Below are 17,029 nucleotides of genomic sequence, written 5' to 3' on the forward strand. Positions count from 1 at the left end.
TTCAATATGTCCGGTTCATCATCTTACTGATTATCCAAATACTTTTAATAGCTCTTCTTGATCCTGAGACAGCCAGAAACGCATTAAACGTTTTGCTCCTTCAAGATCATGAAGCTTCGCTTGACCGCACTGCTCTTCATTTGCAGCAGGAATTTCTGTTACTTCCACTGCATCTTTGAATGTTGCATCAAGCAGTTCAACGATCTCTCTTGGTGTCGGTGCACCGCTGACAACTAAATAGTAGCCAGTCTGGCAGCCCATCGGAGAAATATCAATGATATCAAAATGATCGTATTTCTCTGAGTGTGTTCTAATATTAAACGCAAGTAAATGCTCTAATGTATGAATCGTATCAGGTTTCATTGCCTGCTTGTTTGGCTGACAAAAACGGATATCAAATTTGTTCACTTCCCCATCTGATCCCACTTTATGAACGCCGCAATGACGAACGTAAGGTGCTTTTACAGCATTATGGTCAAGTTCAAAGCTTTCGACTGAAGGCATTAATCACCACTCCTATAATTGCAATTTCCTATATTATAACATATTGTTCCGACCAGTTTAGTTTATAAAACTTCCCTTCCTTGTCCTTTTTTCTTATACTGTGAAAAGACAGACAAGGAGGAACCTCTATGAAACAAATTTTTATCGGCATCATTCGCTTTTATCAAAAATGCATTTCCCCTCTAACACCACCGAGCTGCAGGTTTTACCCCACTTGCTCAAACTACGGGCTAGAGGCGATCAAAACGCATGGCGCTTTAAAAGGCGGCTGGCTCACGATTAAACGAATTTTAAAATGTCACCCGCTGCATCCTGGAGGCATGGATCCGGTCCCGCCTAAAAAGGAAAAATAACTTACTTTTCTTCATAACCATTGACAACTAAGTCAAGCTTACCTGTTCCAGGATCAATGACAAGACCATGTACAGGCACATCAGATGGAAGAAGCGGATGATTTTTAACGACAGATACACTGTCTTTCACACTTTCTTCAACTGAGCTAAAGCTTTTGAGCCACTGTTGAAAATCGATTCCTGAGTATTCCAGTACTTCAATCCGTTTTTCTGGAATACCACGCTCAATGGCTTTATTTAAGAGTGTTTCGCTGTCTATTTTACTCATACCACAATCGTGATGCCCAATGACGTACACCTCGTCAGCATTCAATTCATAAACAGCCACTAAAATGCTTCGCATAATACTTCCAAATGGGTGAGAAACAAGAGCGCCAGCACTTTTGACAATTTTAATATCGCCATTTTTCATGTTCATGGCGCGTGGAAGCAGTTCAACAAGTCTTGTATCCATACATGATAGAATGACAGCTTTTTTCTGTGGAAACTTCGTTGTTGTAAACTCTTCATATCGCTTCTCTTCAATAAATTGTTGGTTATATTCGATGATTTCGTCTAAAAGTTTCATAAGTTTGTCCATTCCTTTTTCTTTTTTTAAAAATAAATATAGCACAATGTTTTAAATTTCGTCACGTTTTGACGTCTATTTTTTTAGAGGAAACATCTTCTGATGAAAATTTTTTATTTTCCTCTTTTCAAATCGTAATTATTACGATACAATAACTCAGGACATTAAATCGTAATCATTTCTATCTAATAGGTTGAGAGGAGACATTCTTAGATGAAAAAAATCTTTTTTATTTTAACAGCTGCTTTATTAGCGGTCGGTCTTGCCGCTTGCTCAAGCAGTGCGGGGACAAATGCTTCAAAAGGAAAAGCAGACGGGAAATTAACCATTTACACGACGATCTTCCCTATTCAAGATTTCACTGAAGAAATTGGCGGCTCTCACGTGAACGCTCAAAGTGTGTATCCTGCCAATGCAGATGCACACAGCTTTGAACCAAGTTCAAAAACGATGGTTGAAATGGCTGAAGGAGATGCCTTTATTTACAGCGGAACAGGTGCTGAAGCATTTGCTGATAAAACGGCTTCTACGTTAAAAGACCAAGGCGTGAAAACAGTGAAAGCAGCCGAAGGCATCAAGCTATTATCAACACAAGAAGAACATGCTCATGAAGAAGGTGAGGACCATGATCACGATCATGAAGGTGAAGATCATGACCATGATGGACACGACCACGGAGATAAAGATCCCCATGCATGGCTAGACCCTGTTTATGCACAGCAAATGGCAAAAAACATTAAAGACACACTCGTTTCACTAGATCCAGATCATAAAGACGAATACACAAAAAACTATGAATCACTAAAAAAAGAATTACAATCGTTAGATCAGGAATTCAAAACAACGTTATCTAAAGCAAAACATAAAGAAATTCTTGTTTCTCACGCAGCATACGGCTACTGGGAAAAACGCTATGGCATTGAGCAAATCAGTGTACTAGGACTCTCTGCTTCTGAAGAGCCTTCCCAAAAACAGCTTGAAAATATCGTACAACAGGCAGAAAAGCATCACATCAAGTATGTCATTTTTGAAAATAACGTCAGCAGTAAAGTATCAGATACGATTCGCAGTGAAATTGGGGCAAAGAGCCTTACACTGAAAAATCTAGAATCCATTACAGAAGATGATGCTAAAAATGGCGAAAGCTATGTCAGCTTAATGAAACAAAATTTAAACACATTAAAAACAGCTTTAAATGTTGAATGAATTCTTGAACCCCGTGCGATCAGCCGGGGTTTTTTAATGCACAAAAAAACACACCATGATCAGGTGTGTTTCTTTGTCTACATTTGGTATTTTTTCTTAAACTGCTCCGCTCTGCCGCCTTTTTCTCCGAATTTCTGGCGTCCTGTATAAAATGGATGCGTATCAGAGCTTGTCTCTACTTTAATGACAGGATAAGTCTTCCCATCTTCCCACTCTACGGTCTCATGTGATGTCTTTGTTGATCTACTTAAGAAGCGGTAACCGCTGTTTACGTCCATAAATACAACTTCATGTGAGGTTGGATGAATATCTCTTTTCAATGTCAAAACTCCCTTCATCATTAAAACGTAACGATTACGTTTTATAATTATATTCTACTCCCTCTTTTACAACTTGTCAAAAAACAAGCTTTCTTAGTCAGGAAGAATAATCTAAAAATGGTGGAGAATAATAAACACCATCAAAAGAGATGCGATAAGAAAGGCGGAGAAAAAATTGACTGATCTCGTTTTAGCTAGAAGTCTGTTCGGCACAACAATGGGCTTCCATATTATTTATGCCTCGCTTGGCGTAGGCATCCCGCTAATGATTTTGTTAGCTGAACTCATCTTTCAAAAAACGAAGGACCCGCATTATGCCATCATGGCCAAACGATGGACAAAAGCGCAGGCTGTTCTGTTAGGTGTTGCCATTCCAACCGGTACCATTGCTGGTACGCAGCTTGCCCTTCTATGGCCTGGTTTTATGGAGGTCATCGGAAAAGTCATGTCACTGCCATTTCAAATAGAAATTTATGCTTTCTTTATTGAAGCATTATTTATGTCTATTTATGTGTACGCAGCAGATCGTTTATCACCAGCCATGCGCATCATTACCGTTATTTTCGTTGTCATTGGTGCAGCAGCTTCAGCGATTCTCATTACAAACGTACATGCTTTTGAAGGAACACCCGCTGGCTTTCAAATGGTCAATGGAGAAATAACGAATATCGAACCTTGGAAGGCATTTTTCAATCCTAGTTTTGTTGTAACTGCTACTCACGTCGTACTGTCTGCTTTTACAACAGGCGCTTTTGTCATTGCTTCTGTCGCTGCATTTAAAATGTTGAAAACAAGAAAAAACGAAAAGCTCTATACCTTTCATCGAAAAGCCCTTTTTCTTGGACTGATTGTAGGCGGACTTTTCTCTTTTCTCACAGCCTTAAACGGTCACGAATCAGCTCAGCTTCTATATGAATATCAGCCTGAAAAATTAGCGGGTGCTGAAGGTTTATTTGAAACGCAATCACATGCGCCTCTGGCCATTGGCGGTTTTACTGATGCCAATACGCAAGAAATCAAAGGAGCTATCGAAATCCCTTGGGCACTTAGTTTTCTTGCAGGAAATAGCTTTGATACTGTGGTTAAAGGGTTAAATGATTTTCCTAGGGACGAGTGGCCGCCTTTATTTATTCACACATTATTTAACGGAATGGTCATTATCGGCTCATTGCTCATTTTCTTTGCTGTGTTAGCACTGTTTTACCGCAAAATTTTAAAACGCGACCATTATCCAAAATGGCTGCTTGTCCTTTATTTATTTGGCGGGCCTCTTAGTCTTTTGGCGATTGAATTTGGCTGGATCTTTGCCTGTACAGGCCGTCAGCCATGGGTGATTTATCGAATGCTCAAAACCTCTGAAGTCGTCACATCATCAGGATCTATCGGTACACTTTTCATCCTTTTTGCCATTGTCTATCTCATTTTAGGCATCGCAACTGTGATTGTACTGACGTACTACTTTAGAAAACATTCAATTGAAGAAGACTTACGGTTAACAGAATCTTAAAAAGGGAGCGATCTTGATGCAAATGGATGTAACAACTGATGCACTCATTGCAATCACCATCTTATGGGGATTCGTGTTTATCTATGCAGTGATGGCATCAATGGATTTCGGTGCAGGATTTTGGTCAATGATTTACATGAACAAAGAGCAGACAAAGGCCGCAAATATCGCAAATAAGTATCTTTCTCCCACTTGGGAAGTAACAAACGTCTTCATTGTGGCCATCGTTGTTGCCTTGTTTAGCCTGTTTCCAGGTGCAACATTTGTGCTAGGTACTGTTCTATTAATACCTGGCAGCATTATTTTGTTGCTTCTTGCACTGCGAAGCGGATTTCTTGTCTTCTCTCATTCACTGCCTAAAAAATATAGAAAAGCCGTGACATATATTTCAGGAATTAGCGGCTTTATTATTCCGTCCATCCTCATCATGGTTCTCCCCATTACACATGGTGGATTCATTTTTCAGGAGAATAATGTCTACTCATTAGATTTAGGATTGGTCTTTACAAGCGCAAATGTCTATTCTTTCGTAGGTTTTGCGATTTTCAGTACCCTTTTCCTCTCATCTTTGCTTTTAGCTGATTTTTCTAATGTTGCAAACGAAGATGAGGCTTATAACATTTATAGAAGAGGAGCACTGATTACAGGTCCGCTTTCTCTCATGATGGCTTTCTTTATCATGCTCACACTGAGAAGTGAGGCCAATTGGCTGTTCACAAAAATGATGCAGAACATCCCGATCCTGCTTGTTTCTCTACTCATGTTTTTGCTTGCAGGTTTGGCTCTATTTTTACCAAACAGTCGCTTTAAACATCGGAAAGGGAGACCACGTTTAGCGGTTATCGCCATTACAATTCAATATTTCTTAGCAAGCTACGTGTATGGACATGCGCATTTGCCCTATATGGCCTATCCTGATATTACCATCATGTCTGGGTTTACAGATCCCGTCACATTTAGGGCATTATTTATTACGTATATTGTAGGGTTTATCATCCTATTCCCTGGGTTCTACTTCTTCTGGAAATTGTTTATGAAAGATAAGCGTTATATTCGTCAGGAAGATTAACATGAATGAACGCCCCTTACTTCGGTTACATTATAGATGAAAGACATACTCAAAAGGAGGTCATCTGTATGAGTCAAAAAATCCTTTGTGAAGTAAACAACTGTTCCTACTGGAATGCTGGAAATCGTTGTGGTGCAGATGCAATTTATGTCGTCAGCCATACAGGAAATACGGCTGAGAAAAGTGAAGAAACTGACTGTAAAACGTTTAAACCTCAAGACCTTTAAGTCTCATTAAAGGAGGCGCTTCGCTTTGAAAAACGATCGGCTTGCTAAAACGTTTCTTGAAGAAATTCAGGACGCGGACGAGGCTGCATTTTATCAAGCAGCTCACTCCTTTTTAAATCTTTGGGATTATGAATACGGACATGTTTCCGACATGCCCAATGACATGCTTCAGTATATTGGTCAGCTTGCTTACGACAGCGGGCTTGTAGAAGAGTAAGAAAGAGCGGATGACCGCTCTTTCTTTTTGTTCAGACAGGAAGGAAAAACTTTCCTCAACTATACAGTGGTTCTATGGATGGTGCAAATGGCGATTCATTCGTTTTCATTTCACAAAATCATGTTTTGTAAACACATCAATTTTATCTGAGAAAGAACGAAGCGCTTGATAATCAACTTCTACACCCATACCTGGAGAACGAGGTACTTCAATAAACCCATTTTCAACTTTAATTTCAGGAAAAATGATATCCTGCTCCCAATATTTCGACGATGCTGAAATATCCCCAGGAATCGTAAATTGCGGAAGTGATGCAAGTGCCACGTTTTGCGCGCGAGAAATGCCTGTTTCAATCATTCCACCGCACCATAACGGAATCTGCTGCTCCTTGCAGAACGCATGAATTTTAAGTGCTTCAGTCAGCCCTCCAACTCGTGAAGGCTTCACATTAATAATCTGACAGCTTCCAAGTTCTACAGCTTTTCTCGCATCATCTAAAGAACAAATACTTTCATCCAAACAGATTGGTGTTTTTAAATGCTTTTGCAAATGCCGATGATCGACAATGTCATCTGCGGCTAAAGGCTGTTCAATCATTAATAAACGAACATCGTCGAGCTGCTTCAGTTTGCTAATATCTTTTAATTCATAAGCAGAGTTTGCATCCGCCATTAACGGAAGGTGAGGGAAAGACTCTCTTATCTTTTGTAGAAGTCCAATATCTTGTCCCGGCTTAATCTTCACTTTCACACGCTGATAGCCTTGATCAACAAATTGCTCGATTTGCTGAATCATATCATCTATTGGTCCTAACCCCGCAACGACACCAGATGGAATTCTATCTCTAGTACCGCCTAAGACGTCACGTAAGGACTTATTTTCTCGCTTCGCATAAATATCCCACACAGCTGCCTCAATTCCCGCTTTGGCCATTCTATTGCCTTTAAAATGGTACAAGCTGTCTGGTATGTCCGAAGGATGTGTAAAAGATCGGGTCAGCACGTTCGGGATAAAGAAAGCTCTCAGCATGTGATAGCAGGTCTCGATGGTTTCTTCTGTATACCACGGAGAAGAGAAGGCAGATACCTCTCCCCAACCAGTTAATCCTGTTTGATCTTTGACCTCGACAATAATAAACTCACGCTCTGAAATGGTCCCAAGGCTCGTTGTAAACGGCTGTTTGAGTTTCATCGTGACATGATATAAGATCACACGTTCAATTTGAATCATCTAAAAACCCCTTTGATTTGAGTCTGTGCCTCTGCAATTTATTCGACGCATTCCTTGGCAGCTCATCCACAAAGTGAAAAGCGGCGGGCCATTTATACTTGGCTAATTGCGACTGACATAAAGCATAGAGCTCATTCTCCGGAATCTGCTCATCTGTCACAAGGAAGGCAGCAGGTACCTCTCCCCATTTTTTATCATACATACCCGTCACTCCGGCTTCCTTTACATTTGGATGTGTTAAAAGAACTGCTTCAATTTCTGCTGGATAAATATTTTCTCCGCCAGAAATAATTAAGTCTGACCGCCGATCAAGCACAAATAAGAATCCGTCCTCATCTACATAGCCAATATCACCCGTTTTCAGCCAGCCCTGCTCAAATGCAGCAGCTGTTGCCTCTTGACGATAAAGGTAGCCTTTCATGACATTTGCACCTTTTACCATGATTTCACCATGCTCAAAAGGACGACACGGACGGTTCTCATCTTGAATCTTTAATTCACACCCAAAAAGGGGCTTTCCCGCTGATCCAAGCTTTTCCACACTAAATTCGGGCGCAAGTGTCACAATTTGTGAGCAGGTCTCCGTCATACCGTACGATTGAAACACAGGAAATCCTTTCTCCTTACTCTCTTGAAGCATCGCATAAGGCGCAGGGCCTCCGCCTAACAGCAGGCAGCGCAAAGATGACGGACATTCTTCAAGTCCACTTAATAAACGGGACAGCATGGTTTGTACAACTGACAACATCGTCACTCGATGCTGTTCAATAGCATTCTTGACTTCATCGACATCAAACTTTTGATGAAGCACGACAGTCATACCGTATATGACAGATTTAAATATAGCGGATAAACCGCTTATATGAAAAAGAGGCAAGGCAATGAGCCAGCGGTCGTCCTCCCTGATCCCTAAATTCAATGCCGAGGAAACAGCACTATGAAAATGATTGCCAAACGTTTGCTCCACCCCTTTAGGGCGTCCTGTTGTTCCAGATGTATACATAATCGTCGCCGTCTCATTTAAATCAATATCATGTACGACCTTCTTTTCCATATCATGATCTGCATCAGGTAAAGTCTCTATTGTATAAACAGGTAAATCACCATGATGCTCATTTGCATATGCAGGCTCTGTTAATAAAGCCATGACTTTCGCATCTTCCAGCTGAAAACGTCTCTCTGCTTTTGTTAACTTATTGTTCAATAACACAATCTTGAAGCCTAATAAAAAACAAGCGTGAACAAGCATGACCATGTGAGGATGGTTGTTCATTAAAATCGCAACCGTATCCCCTTTTTTAAAAGATGCACGTGTCAGTCGATTCGCAAGTTGGTCTACATCATTCGCTAAATCACGAAATGTCCACTCGTTGTCTTGATAAATGAGTGCGACCCGGTCTGGCGTTAAATACGCACGGTGCAGCAGCCAATTCGGTTGCTTCATCATGACACCTCCTTTTCATAAAAGAAAACAGCTCAGTCTGATGCACTAAGCTGTTTTCATCCATATCATTGAATCAAGGGAAACGAGGGAACTGACCGAAGTCTGGCTTCCGTTTTTCCTTAAAGGAATCGCGTCCTTCTTTTGCTTCATCTGTTGTGTAATAAAGAAGGGTCGCATCTCCTGCAAATTGCTGAATACCAGCTAATCCATCTGTGTCCGCATTAAATGCAGCTTTCAAGAATCGTAAAGCAGTCGGGCTCTTTTCTAGCATGTCCTCACACCACTTCACTGTTTCTTCTTCCAGCTGCTCTAATGGTACAACTGTGTTGACAAGTCCCATATCAAGCGCTTCTTGTGCATTGTATTGACGGCATAAGTACCAGATTTCTCTTGCTTTCTTATGACCCACAATACGTGCAAGATAGCCAGATCCATAACCAGCATCAAAGCTGCCCACTTTTGGTCCTGTTTGTCCAAAAATCGCATTGTCTGCTGCAATGGTAAGGTCACACACGACATGAAGCACATGCCCGCCGCCAATCGCATAGCCCGCAACCATCGCAATAACTGGTTTTGGAATGACACGAATTAAACGCTGTAAGTCTAGGACGTTTAGACGTGGAATTTGATCGTCTCCTACATAGCCGCCATGACCGCGTACTTTTTGGTCTCCACCTGAACAGAATGCTTTTCCTCCAGCACCTGCAAGGACAATGACACCAACATCTGAATTGTCGCGAGCACGTGAGAATGCATCAATTAATTCACTTACAGTCTTTGGAGTAAATGCATTATGTACATGCGGACGGTTAATGGTGATTTTTGCAATCCCATTATATGTTTCATATAAAATTTCGTCATACTGACGCTCAGTTTGCCATTCAATAGCCATCAATATTTCCTCCTCTAATCTTGCGATAAAATAAACTCACTTACTATTTTACCAAAAAAATGTGGTTGTTCCACATGAACTGTATGCCCGGCATGCTCTACTACTGTGAATTGACTGTATTCAAGCTCCTGCTGCATACGTTTGGCGATGTGACAGAACTTTTTATCAAGTGTTCCGCAAATGAGTAAAACAGGCTGTTCTATCTGCTTTAATGCTTCCCACATAGACGGCTGTGAACCGGTTCCTATACCTTCTAAGCTGCGAGCCAGCCCGTTAGGATCGGCTTTTAGCCTTCCCTCTCTCAGTTGCGTTAGCCTGTCCGCTGGCAAGGATTTCTGCGAAGCAAACAGCGGAATGTTCTCCCAAAAATCCACAAACTGCGCTAATCCTTCATGTCTGATCTTTTGAGCTAGCTGATGATCATGATTCAGCCTCGCCATCCGCTCTTTAAAAGAGTTCAGCCCTGGAGATGTACTCTCAAGAATCAACTTGTTTACACGTTCTGGATAACGGGAGGCAAATGATAAAGCAATACGCCCTCCCATAGAATATCCGAGAATATTCACTTTGTGAAGCTTTAATTGATCTAAAATCTCAACAAGATCTGCCAGCTGCTGGGACATTGCATATCTTCTTATACTCTTTGGTGAGTCTGTGCGGCCATGTCCAAGCAAGCTGACCTGAATCAATCTCGTATGTTTTTCTGTATAAGTATTCAAAAAAGCCCAAGAAGCTGCACTCCCTGTAAAGCCATGTAAACATAACGTGGCATTTTCAGCAGATGGGTTATGGTCTATCACCTCATACGCCACACCATCGTGCATTCGTATTATGAGTGAAGGCATTCTTTTTTCACTTCCCTCAATATCTCGTCCATCATTTGGCGATGTTTGCCCACGCGAGAATGCCGGTCAGTTTCAATCTCAATTAAATGAAGCCCTGGTTCTTGGATATGCGCCAAGTACACATCTTTTAACTCTTCTTTCGTTGTCGGCTTCGAATAGGTTCCCCCATATAGCTTTGATGCATACTCAAAATTCAACCCAGTCGGCGTACCAAAGAGCTTTTCATAATACGGTTCATCGGATGCCTGCGGAAGGAAAGAAAAGATTCCTCCTCCATCATTGTTTAACAACACAACCGTGAGCGGAATGTCCATTAGCTTAGCTGCAAGAAGACCGTTCATATCATGGTAAAAAGACAAATCGCCGATGACTAAAGTGATGGGTTGTTTCAAGGCTGCATATGTTCCAAGAGCTGTGGACACAACACCATCAATACCATTTGCTCCGCGATTCGCCATCATCCGAAACGGTTTTGACTGCGTTTCAAAAAAGGTATCGACATCTCGAATAGGCATACTATTTCCGATAAAGAGCACGCTCTCTTTTGGCAAAAGGTGCTGCAGCTGCCGATACACATTTCCCTCAAATGTCAGGTCCTCATCATTGTATTGATTTACATTCATTCTAAAAGAAGAATTGACACTCTGCCAGCGTCGTAAATAAGATGTATCCTGACGCTTTTCCGCTCTCATCAAGACTTCTTCTACAAAAGAGGCTACATGACTTTCAATCATGTATGATGCGCTTAAACCAGGATCTCGATAACCACCCGCAGCATCGACGACAATCTGCTTCACTTCCGCATGCTTTTCTAGCCACTTAAATAAAGGCTTAGAAACAGGCATCGGTCCAAAACGAATGACCATTTCAGGCAAGAGGTGCTGCTGCAATGCCTCATCTTTTAACAAAGAATCGTATGCATCTATGATGTATTCTTCACTTTCATGTCCATTTCGCAAAAGAGAAAGCGGGTCAGCTAAAATTGGCAGATGCAAAGCTTTTGCAAGACGTAACACTGACGCCTGCTCTTCCGGCGAGTGAAGTTCACCAGCAACAATGATTCCTTTTGCCGCTTTGTTCATGATAGACACTAATTCTGACATAACCCGATCATCCGGACGAGCTTGACCTGCTGCTAAAACTTTGTTCGCAACTCCTTCTTCTCTATCAAAAGGATCAATAGACAAGTCAGGTAGCAATGGTTCTCTCAGCGGCACATTCACCTGAACTGGTCCCTTTGGCTCCTGCGTTGACACATGACTTGCCCTAGCAGCAGCAGTTTGGACATACCGCAGCATCGTTTGGCTTTCTTCTGGCAAGGCTAAGTCTGTGAACCATTTAACAAACTTACCGAATAAGAATTGCTGATCAATCGCTTGAGGTGCCCCAACCTCCCTCAATTCGTGCGGCCGATCAGCAGTTAAAACAATCAATGGTACCCGAGAATAATGTGCCTCGACAACAGCTGGGTAAAAGTTAGCTGCTGCCGTACCTGATGTACAAATGAGTAGCACTGGTGTTTGGCTCGCTTTCGCAAGACCCAGTGCATAAAAAGCAGCAGACCGTTCATCCACTAACACATGGACATTGATTTCTTGATGAGCAAGAGCGAGCATCGCAAGCGGTGTTGAACGGGAGCCAGGACAAACAACTGCCTCCTTCACACCACTTTGCACAAATTCATCCATTAATCTGCCAATATATCTTGTCATGATTTGATTATTCAATAGGACGACCTCCAAGAGCAGACAGCATTGGTCTTAATTTCACTTGCGTTTCTTCATACTCTTGTTTTGCAAGGGAATCCTCTACAATTCCACATCCAGCAAACAAACGAACTTGGTCTTCCTCAATAAGACCTGATCGAATGGCGACAGCAAATTCTCCATTGTCCTTAGAATCAATCCATCCCACTGGCGCCGCATACCAACCGCGTTTCAACGGTTCGATTTCACGAATCACCTCTACCGCTTTTTCCTTAGGATATCCTCCAAGCGCTGGTGTTGGATGAAGCTGTTCAATTAATGAAAAGAGTGAACAGCTGCTTTTAATTTCTCCCACAATGGGTGTAAATAAATGCTGAATGTTTTTCGTTTTATAAAGACTTGGTTGATTTGGCTTATGCACATGATGGCAGTTTGCTTCAAATGCCTGCTCAATCATATTCACGACAATTTGATGTTCAATCAAATTTTTCTCATCATGAAGTAGTTCCTCACCTAGTGCCTGATCTTCTACTTCATCTTGACCACGTACAATGGAACCTGCCAAACACGATGAAAACACTTCACCACCGCTTTTTTTCACTAAACGTTCAGGCGTCGCCCCGACAAATGCTTGTCTTCCCTGCTCTATAGCAAATACATAACTCGTTGTTTGATGTTTTAGTAATTCTGCTAATAGTGGAGCGAGTTCTATTTGATTTTTATAGTGAAGCAAGACTTCTCTTGCTAAAACAACCTTTTCATATTCGTTCACACGAATGTGTTCTGTCGCTTCATGGATTGCTTTCATCCATTCCTGGACATCTAACTCTTCCATATGAACAAGCTCAGCTTGTCCATGATTTCTGACAGGCAATGCATCAAAATTAGAAGCTTTCTGTTCTAACTCTTGAATGAGCTGATGAACATTCCCGTCCACCTCGTTCCATTCATTGATCGTTAGAAACGTGCCTTCTTTTGAAACAGTCAGCATCATCGATGGCACAAAAAAATGAGCCTCGCCAAATGCTTCCCAGTGACGCGCCTTCTCTTCGTATGGATCAAATGAAAATCCTCCAAATAAAAGCGGACCAACTGCCGCTTGCTTTAACTCCTTCTCATCATGAAAATGGAACATATGCTGTTTCAGCTGCTCCCATTCTTGATGGACGATATTGAATCGTTCTTTGCCTTGCTCTGATGATTTAATCACGGCCGCTCTGCCAAGTCCAGAAAATATCATTTGGCTTTCTGGATCAGACCAAAAAAACCGCTCGCCTAAAAAATCCGCTTCGCCGCTTTGGAAAAAGGCAAGAGGATCCAGATCGTCAACTCTTCTGGAGTAGCTTATCAAAACAGCATGGTTGACGTTATTCGCTTCTTCTAATGTCGCAAGCGCTTCCTGCCGGAAAGTACTTTGCACTGTTGTCACCATGATACATTCCTCCAAAATCCATGAAATAACATATAAAAATAAAACCATCATGTAAAAAATACATGAACATTCGAGTATGTCGAATGACCTGCTTTTCTATTATAAACCTTAACAGATGAACTTAGTAAAGAAAACAGCTTTTAAAACCTCGAATCCTTATTATATCACGCTTTCAAGATTTTTTCGCTCCCGCTTATTGAAATGAGAACATCCCTTAAAAAATGGTAAGACCTGTTCGAAGATCAAGCTTTCTCTCTAGATGGGAACGATTAGCAAACATCTTTTTCTTGTTTCATCGCATCAATATATTGACACCTTTTTGAACTTTGCTAAACTGGAATTTGGACGTGTACGTATTTTTTTATTTAAAGGAGTATATTTTATGCAGCATCAATCGATATCAGATCAGCTTTCACCAATAAAGCCTGATAAGAACTGGCGGATTTGGTGGAATTTACTACGACCGCATACATTAACAGCGGCATTTATTCCCGTTACTTTAGGAACTGTCCTAGCACTTCCGAGTGGTCAAATACATGTTGGGCTATTTTTAGCTATGCTATTTGCATCGATGTTTATCCAAATTGCAACGAACATGTTTAATGAGTACTTTGATTATGTTCGCGGATTGGACAATGAGAAATCTGTCGGTATCGGCGGAGCGATCGTGAGAAACGGTGTAAAACCAAAAACAGTTTTAGGCCTCGCTTATGCCTTATTCGCGCTTTCTTTATTACTTGGGATCTATATTTGCATGATGTCTAGCTGGTGGATTGCACTCATAGGACTAATTTGTATGGCAGCAGGCTATTTTTATACCGGCGGTCCTGTACCAATTGCTTATACACCATTTGGAGAACTTGTATCAGGTGCTTTTATGGGACTAGGCATCATTTTAATTAGTTTCTATATCCAAACAGGAACATTGACATCAAAAGCTGTGCTCATTTCATTACCCATCTCTATTTTAGTTGGTGCCATCTTACTGTCGAACAATATCCGTGATTTAGACGGTGATAAAGAGAATGGACGAAAGACACTTGCTATCCTAGCTGGACGTAAAGCGGCAGTCAACATCCTACTTTCCATGTTTGTGATCTCATATGTACTCATTTTTGTTTATATCTTTATGGATATCGTGGGTCTTTGGAGTCTTCTTGTCTTACTCAGTGTGCCAAAAGCTTATACAGCCATTAAAGAATTTAAGCAAAAAGAAAAACCAATTGAATTAATGAATGCCATGAAGTCGACAGCACAAACCAATACGTTTTTTGGTTTCCTGTTAACGATCGCATTGATCTTACAATACTATCTCGCATAACACGAAACGCCTGCAGCCGCAGGCGTTTTTTATTGAAGAATTGCTTCAAATTGGCACAAGTCTTACATAAAAATTTGCTCATACTAACAATATGTTTGATATGAAAGGGTGATCGCTTTGTTATCTAAAAACGAATTACATCAGTTGAAGCAGCGACTTCTCGATGAAAAACAAGAAATTGAAGCTAAAAGCCATGACGATGAACAGAAAGTATCATTTCCTTATGATTCAGTGGGCGAACTGTCAGCCTATGATAACCACCCTGGCGACCAAGGAACAGAACTATTCGAACGCGGAAAAGACATTGCCTTAAACAGTTTGGAACATGAGCATCTGTCCGATATCAATGAAGCACTCCAAGCAATGGCAGACGGCTCTTATGGTTTGTGTAAAGTGTGTAAAGCCCCTATTCCTAAAGAACGCTTAGAAGCCCTTCCCACCGCCGTCACATGCACAGAGCATTCAAAAGAACAGACCGTTTCACAAAACCGTCCCATTGAAGAGGACTTATTAAGTCCGCCCTCAGGGCAATTTGAAAATGAAGAAAGTGCTGCATATGATGGAGAAGATGCCTACCAAGACGTAGAACGCTATGGGAACTCTGATACCCCATCCGATATGGAATTTCCTCCATTGACATACGATGATGTGTATACTCAATCAGAAGATGAAGATGATGTGGAAGACTATGAAGGGTTTGCAGCTGCTGATATTGAAGGAAAAGCAAGCAAGGTCTATCCAAATAAAGCACACGAAGCTTATGAAGAAGCATTAGATGAAGAAGGCGTCATGACAGTGTTTGGTGACTTGAAGCCTTACGAAGAAGATCCTTATACTAAAAAAAATCATTAGTCCCCACATATTGGGGGCTTGATGTTTATATCATGTAATAATTGGGAAATAAGTTGAAGAGTGAATTGATTGGGAGGAGATTTCTGGATGGCTAAAAAAAGTATCATTTGGGCGGTTATCGTCTTCTTTATTACATACGCATTATTTTCTATTGCAGGGTTCCTGTTCCCTATCGACAGAGAATGGTATGACGCACTAAATAAACCTGAATGGACACCTAGTGGTGGTGTCATCGGTGCGGTCTGGGCTGTCTTATTCGCCCTCATTTCGTTATCTGCCGCCATCATTTATGCAAAGTACGGTTTTCAAAAAATCACATTACCATTTTGGATTCTGTTTCTTTTAAATTATGTATTCAATCAAGCCTTTAGCTTTTTTCAATTTACACAAAAAGATTTATTTGCAGCTACGATCGACTGCCTGCTTGTAGCACTGACAGCACTCGCGCTTGTCATCGTCTCACGTAAACTAAGCAATGTTGTCCCAATTTTATTGATTCCTTATGTTTTATGGGGATTCTTTGCGACATACTTGTCTTATACGATCTATTCCATGAATATGTAAGAAAAGACCGCTATGATAGCGGTCTTTCGTTTTGTGGAAAATAAAAAAGAGGTCTTTAATTAGACCTCTTTAAAAAATGACCCGTACGGGATTCGAACCCGTGTTACCGCCGTGAAAGGGCGGTGTCTTAACCGCTTGACCAACGGGCCAGAAAAATGGCGGAGAAGGAGGGATTTGAACCCTCGCGCCGCTTGCGCGACCTACACCCTTAGCAGGGGCGCCTCTTCAGCCACTTGAGTACTTCTCCATTTGGCTCCGCAGGTAGGATTCGAACCTACGACCGATCGGTTAACAGCCGATAGCTCTACCACTGAGCTACTGCGGAAAGTCATGGTGGGCCTGAGTGGACTCGAACCACCGACCTCACGCTTATCAGGCGTGCGCTCTAACCAGCTGAGCTACAGGCCCATGAACGATATGCAAATGGAGCGGGTGATGGGAATCGAACCCACGACATCAGCTTGGAAGGCTGAGGTTTTACCACTAAACTACACCCGCAAAAATATGTATGGGGCGATTGATGGGAATCGAACCCACGAGTGCCAGAGCCACAATCTGGTGCGTTAACCACTTCGCCACAACCGCCATACTGATATTTATTTATAAAAGTGGCTCGGGACGGAATCGAACCGCCGACACACGGATTTTCAGTCCGTTGCTCTACCAACTGAGCTACCGAGCCATGTATTCATTTGAAAATGGCGGTCCGGACGGGACTCGAACCCGCGACCTCCTGCGTGACAGGCAGGCATTCTAACCAACTGAACTACCG

18 protein-coding genes and 7 tRNA genes are annotated in these 17,029 nt (G+C 41.7%); 9 read left to right on the plus strand and 16 right to left on the minus strand.

Annotation, left to right across the window (positions count from 1 at the left end; translation table 11 throughout):
- Positions 1-30: 30 nt before the first annotated feature.
- Positions 31-504: an S-ribosylhomocysteine lyase gene (locus tag V7L95_RS01960; protein WP_008342935.1), complete on the minus strand. Its 474-nt coding sequence runs from the start codon at positions 502-504 to the stop codon at positions 31-33.
- A 128-nt stretch (positions 505-632) separates the two neighbouring features.
- Between V7L95_RS01960 and yidD the strand changes: the two genes are divergently transcribed.
- Complete coding sequence (yidD, locus tag V7L95_RS01965) at positions 633-857, plus strand: membrane protein insertion efficiency factor YidD (RefSeq protein WP_008342933.1); 225 nt, start codon at positions 633-635, stop codon at positions 855-857.
- A 1-nt stretch (position 858) separates the two neighbouring features.
- Here the strand turns inward: yidD and V7L95_RS01970 are convergent, their stop codons facing one another.
- A complete protein-coding gene (locus V7L95_RS01970; RefSeq protein ID WP_017358372.1) occupies positions 859-1,425 on the minus strand; it encodes a carbonic anhydrase in 567 nt (188 codons plus the stop codon).
- Between the two features lie 213 nt (positions 1,426-1,638).
- Here V7L95_RS01970 and V7L95_RS01975 point away from each other — a divergent pair, with 213 nt between their 5' ends.
- The gene (locus V7L95_RS01975; RefSeq protein ID WP_017358373.1) at positions 1,639-2,631 is read left to right on the plus strand and encodes a zinc ABC transporter substrate-binding protein; all 993 of its coding nucleotides are present in this window, start codon (positions 1,639-1,641) and stop codon (positions 2,629-2,631) included.
- Between the two features lie 77 nt (positions 2,632-2,708).
- Here the strand turns inward: V7L95_RS01975 and V7L95_RS01980 are convergent, their stop codons facing one another.
- Positions 2,709-2,951 (minus strand): type B 50S ribosomal protein L31, encoded by a 243-nt coding sequence (locus tag V7L95_RS01980; protein ID WP_017358374.1) that lies wholly within the window; start codon positions 2,949-2,951, stop codon positions 2,709-2,711.
- A 175-nt stretch (positions 2,952-3,126) separates the two neighbouring features.
- On the opposite strand from V7L95_RS01980, the gene V7L95_RS01985 reads away from it, so the two are divergent.
- From V7L95_RS01985 to V7L95_RS02000, 4 genes are all read left to right on the plus strand, one after another.
- Entirely contained in the window at positions 3,127-4,458 is a 1,332-nt protein-coding gene (locus V7L95_RS01985; RefSeq protein WP_017358375.1) for a cytochrome ubiquinol oxidase subunit I, read from the plus strand.
- A gap of 22 nt (positions 4,459-4,480) precedes the next feature.
- The gene (locus V7L95_RS01990) at positions 4,481-5,527 is read left to right on the plus strand and encodes a cytochrome d ubiquinol oxidase subunit II (protein ID WP_169476099.1); all 1,047 of its coding nucleotides are present in this window, start codon (positions 4,481-4,483) and stop codon (positions 5,525-5,527) included.
- A 68-nt stretch (positions 5,528-5,595) separates the two neighbouring features.
- Positions 5,596-5,754 carry a DUF1540 domain-containing protein gene (locus V7L95_RS01995; RefSeq protein WP_008360682.1) on the plus strand — a complete coding sequence of 53 codons (159 nt, stop codon included), beginning with the start codon at positions 5,596-5,598 and terminating at the stop codon, positions 5,752-5,754.
- A gap of 25 nt (positions 5,755-5,779) precedes the next feature.
- On the plus strand, positions 5,780-5,971 hold the full coding sequence (locus tag V7L95_RS02000) for a hypothetical protein (RefSeq protein WP_340967887.1): 192 nt from the start codon (positions 5,780-5,782) through the stop codon (positions 5,969-5,971).
- A 105-nt stretch (positions 5,972-6,076) separates the two neighbouring features.
- Here the strand turns inward: V7L95_RS02000 and menC are convergent, their stop codons facing one another.
- From menC to V7L95_RS02030, 6 genes are all read right to left on the minus strand, one after another.
- A complete protein-coding gene (gene menC, locus V7L95_RS02005) occupies positions 6,077-7,201 on the minus strand; it encodes an o-succinylbenzoate synthase (RefSeq protein WP_050827618.1) in 1,125 nt (374 codons plus the stop codon).
- Positions 7,188-8,648, minus strand: coding sequence for an o-succinylbenzoate--CoA ligase (locus V7L95_RS02010; RefSeq protein ID WP_048003422.1), 1,461 nt, complete (start codon positions 8,646-8,648; stop codon positions 7,188-7,190). Before V7L95_RS02010 ends, menC begins: the two co-directional genes overlap by 14 nt.
- Positions 8,649-8,718: 70 nt before the next feature.
- The gene (menB, locus tag V7L95_RS02015; protein WP_008342913.1) at positions 8,719-9,537 is read right to left on the minus strand and encodes a 1,4-dihydroxy-2-naphthoyl-CoA synthase; all 819 of its coding nucleotides are present in this window, start codon (positions 9,535-9,537) and stop codon (positions 8,719-8,721) included.
- Positions 9,538-9,551: 14 nt separating this feature from the next.
- Positions 9,552-10,382 carry a 2-succinyl-6-hydroxy-2,4-cyclohexadiene-1-carboxylate synthase gene (menH, locus tag V7L95_RS02020; RefSeq protein ID WP_019743670.1) on the minus strand — a complete coding sequence of 277 codons (831 nt, stop codon included), beginning with the start codon at positions 10,380-10,382 and terminating at the stop codon, positions 9,552-9,554.
- Positions 10,367-12,109 (minus strand): 2-succinyl-5-enolpyruvyl-6-hydroxy-3-cyclohexene-1-carboxylic-acid synthase, encoded by a 1,743-nt coding sequence (menD, locus tag V7L95_RS02025; protein WP_017358380.1) that lies wholly within the window; start codon positions 12,107-12,109, stop codon positions 10,367-10,369. Before menD ends, menH begins: the two co-directional genes overlap by 16 nt.
- Complete coding sequence (locus V7L95_RS02030) at positions 12,102-13,520, minus strand: isochorismate synthase MenF (RefSeq protein WP_017358381.1); 1,419 nt, start codon at positions 13,518-13,520, stop codon at positions 12,102-12,104. The genes menD and V7L95_RS02030 overlap by 8 nt, the downstream gene beginning before the upstream one ends.
- Before the next feature lie 382 nt (positions 13,521-13,902).
- Between V7L95_RS02030 and V7L95_RS02035 the strand changes: the two genes are divergently transcribed.
- From V7L95_RS02035 to V7L95_RS02045, 3 genes are all read left to right on the plus strand, one after another.
- Positions 13,903-14,841 (plus strand): 1,4-dihydroxy-2-naphthoate polyprenyltransferase, encoded by a 939-nt coding sequence (locus V7L95_RS02035; protein WP_017358382.1) that lies wholly within the window; start codon positions 13,903-13,905, stop codon positions 14,839-14,841.
- A 117-nt stretch (positions 14,842-14,958) separates the two neighbouring features.
- Positions 14,959-15,693, plus strand: coding sequence for a TraR/DksA C4-type zinc finger protein (locus tag V7L95_RS02040; protein WP_017358383.1), 735 nt, complete (start codon positions 14,959-14,961; stop codon positions 15,691-15,693).
- Positions 15,694-15,780: 87 nt separating this feature from the next.
- The gene (locus V7L95_RS02045; RefSeq protein WP_008342900.1) at positions 15,781-16,257 is read left to right on the plus strand and encodes a tryptophan-rich sensory protein; all 477 of its coding nucleotides are present in this window, start codon (positions 15,781-15,783) and stop codon (positions 16,255-16,257) included.
- Positions 16,258-16,334: 77 nt separating this feature from the next.
- Here the strand turns inward: V7L95_RS02045 and V7L95_RS02050 are convergent.
- The 7 genes from V7L95_RS02050 to V7L95_RS02080 form a co-directional block, all read right to left on the minus strand.
- Positions 16,335-16,406 (minus strand) — tRNA-Glu (locus V7L95_RS02050).
- A 7-nt stretch (positions 16,407-16,413) separates the two neighbouring features.
- Positions 16,414-16,504: transfer RNA gene (locus V7L95_RS02055), tRNA-Ser, on the minus strand.
- A gap of 3 nt (positions 16,505-16,507) precedes the next feature.
- Positions 16,508-16,582 (minus strand) — tRNA-Asn (locus tag V7L95_RS02060).
- A gap of 6 nt (positions 16,583-16,588) precedes the next feature.
- Positions 16,589-16,665: transfer RNA gene (locus tag V7L95_RS02065), tRNA-Ile, on the minus strand.
- Positions 16,666-16,681: 16 nt separating this feature from the next.
- Positions 16,682-16,755: transfer RNA gene (locus V7L95_RS02070), tRNA-Gly, on the minus strand.
- Between the two features lie 11 nt (positions 16,756-16,766).
- Positions 16,767-16,842 (minus strand) — tRNA-His (locus tag V7L95_RS02075).
- Positions 16,843-16,866: 24 nt separating this feature from the next.
- Positions 16,867-16,939 (minus strand) — tRNA-Phe (locus V7L95_RS02080).
- Between the last annotated feature and the right edge of the window lie 90 nt (positions 16,940-17,029).

Source organism: Bacillus sp. PPSBB_11, assembly GCF_038023285.1.
GTDB classification, from domain to species: domain Bacteria; phylum Bacillota; class Bacilli; order Bacillales; family Bacillaceae; genus Bacillus; species Bacillus altitudinis.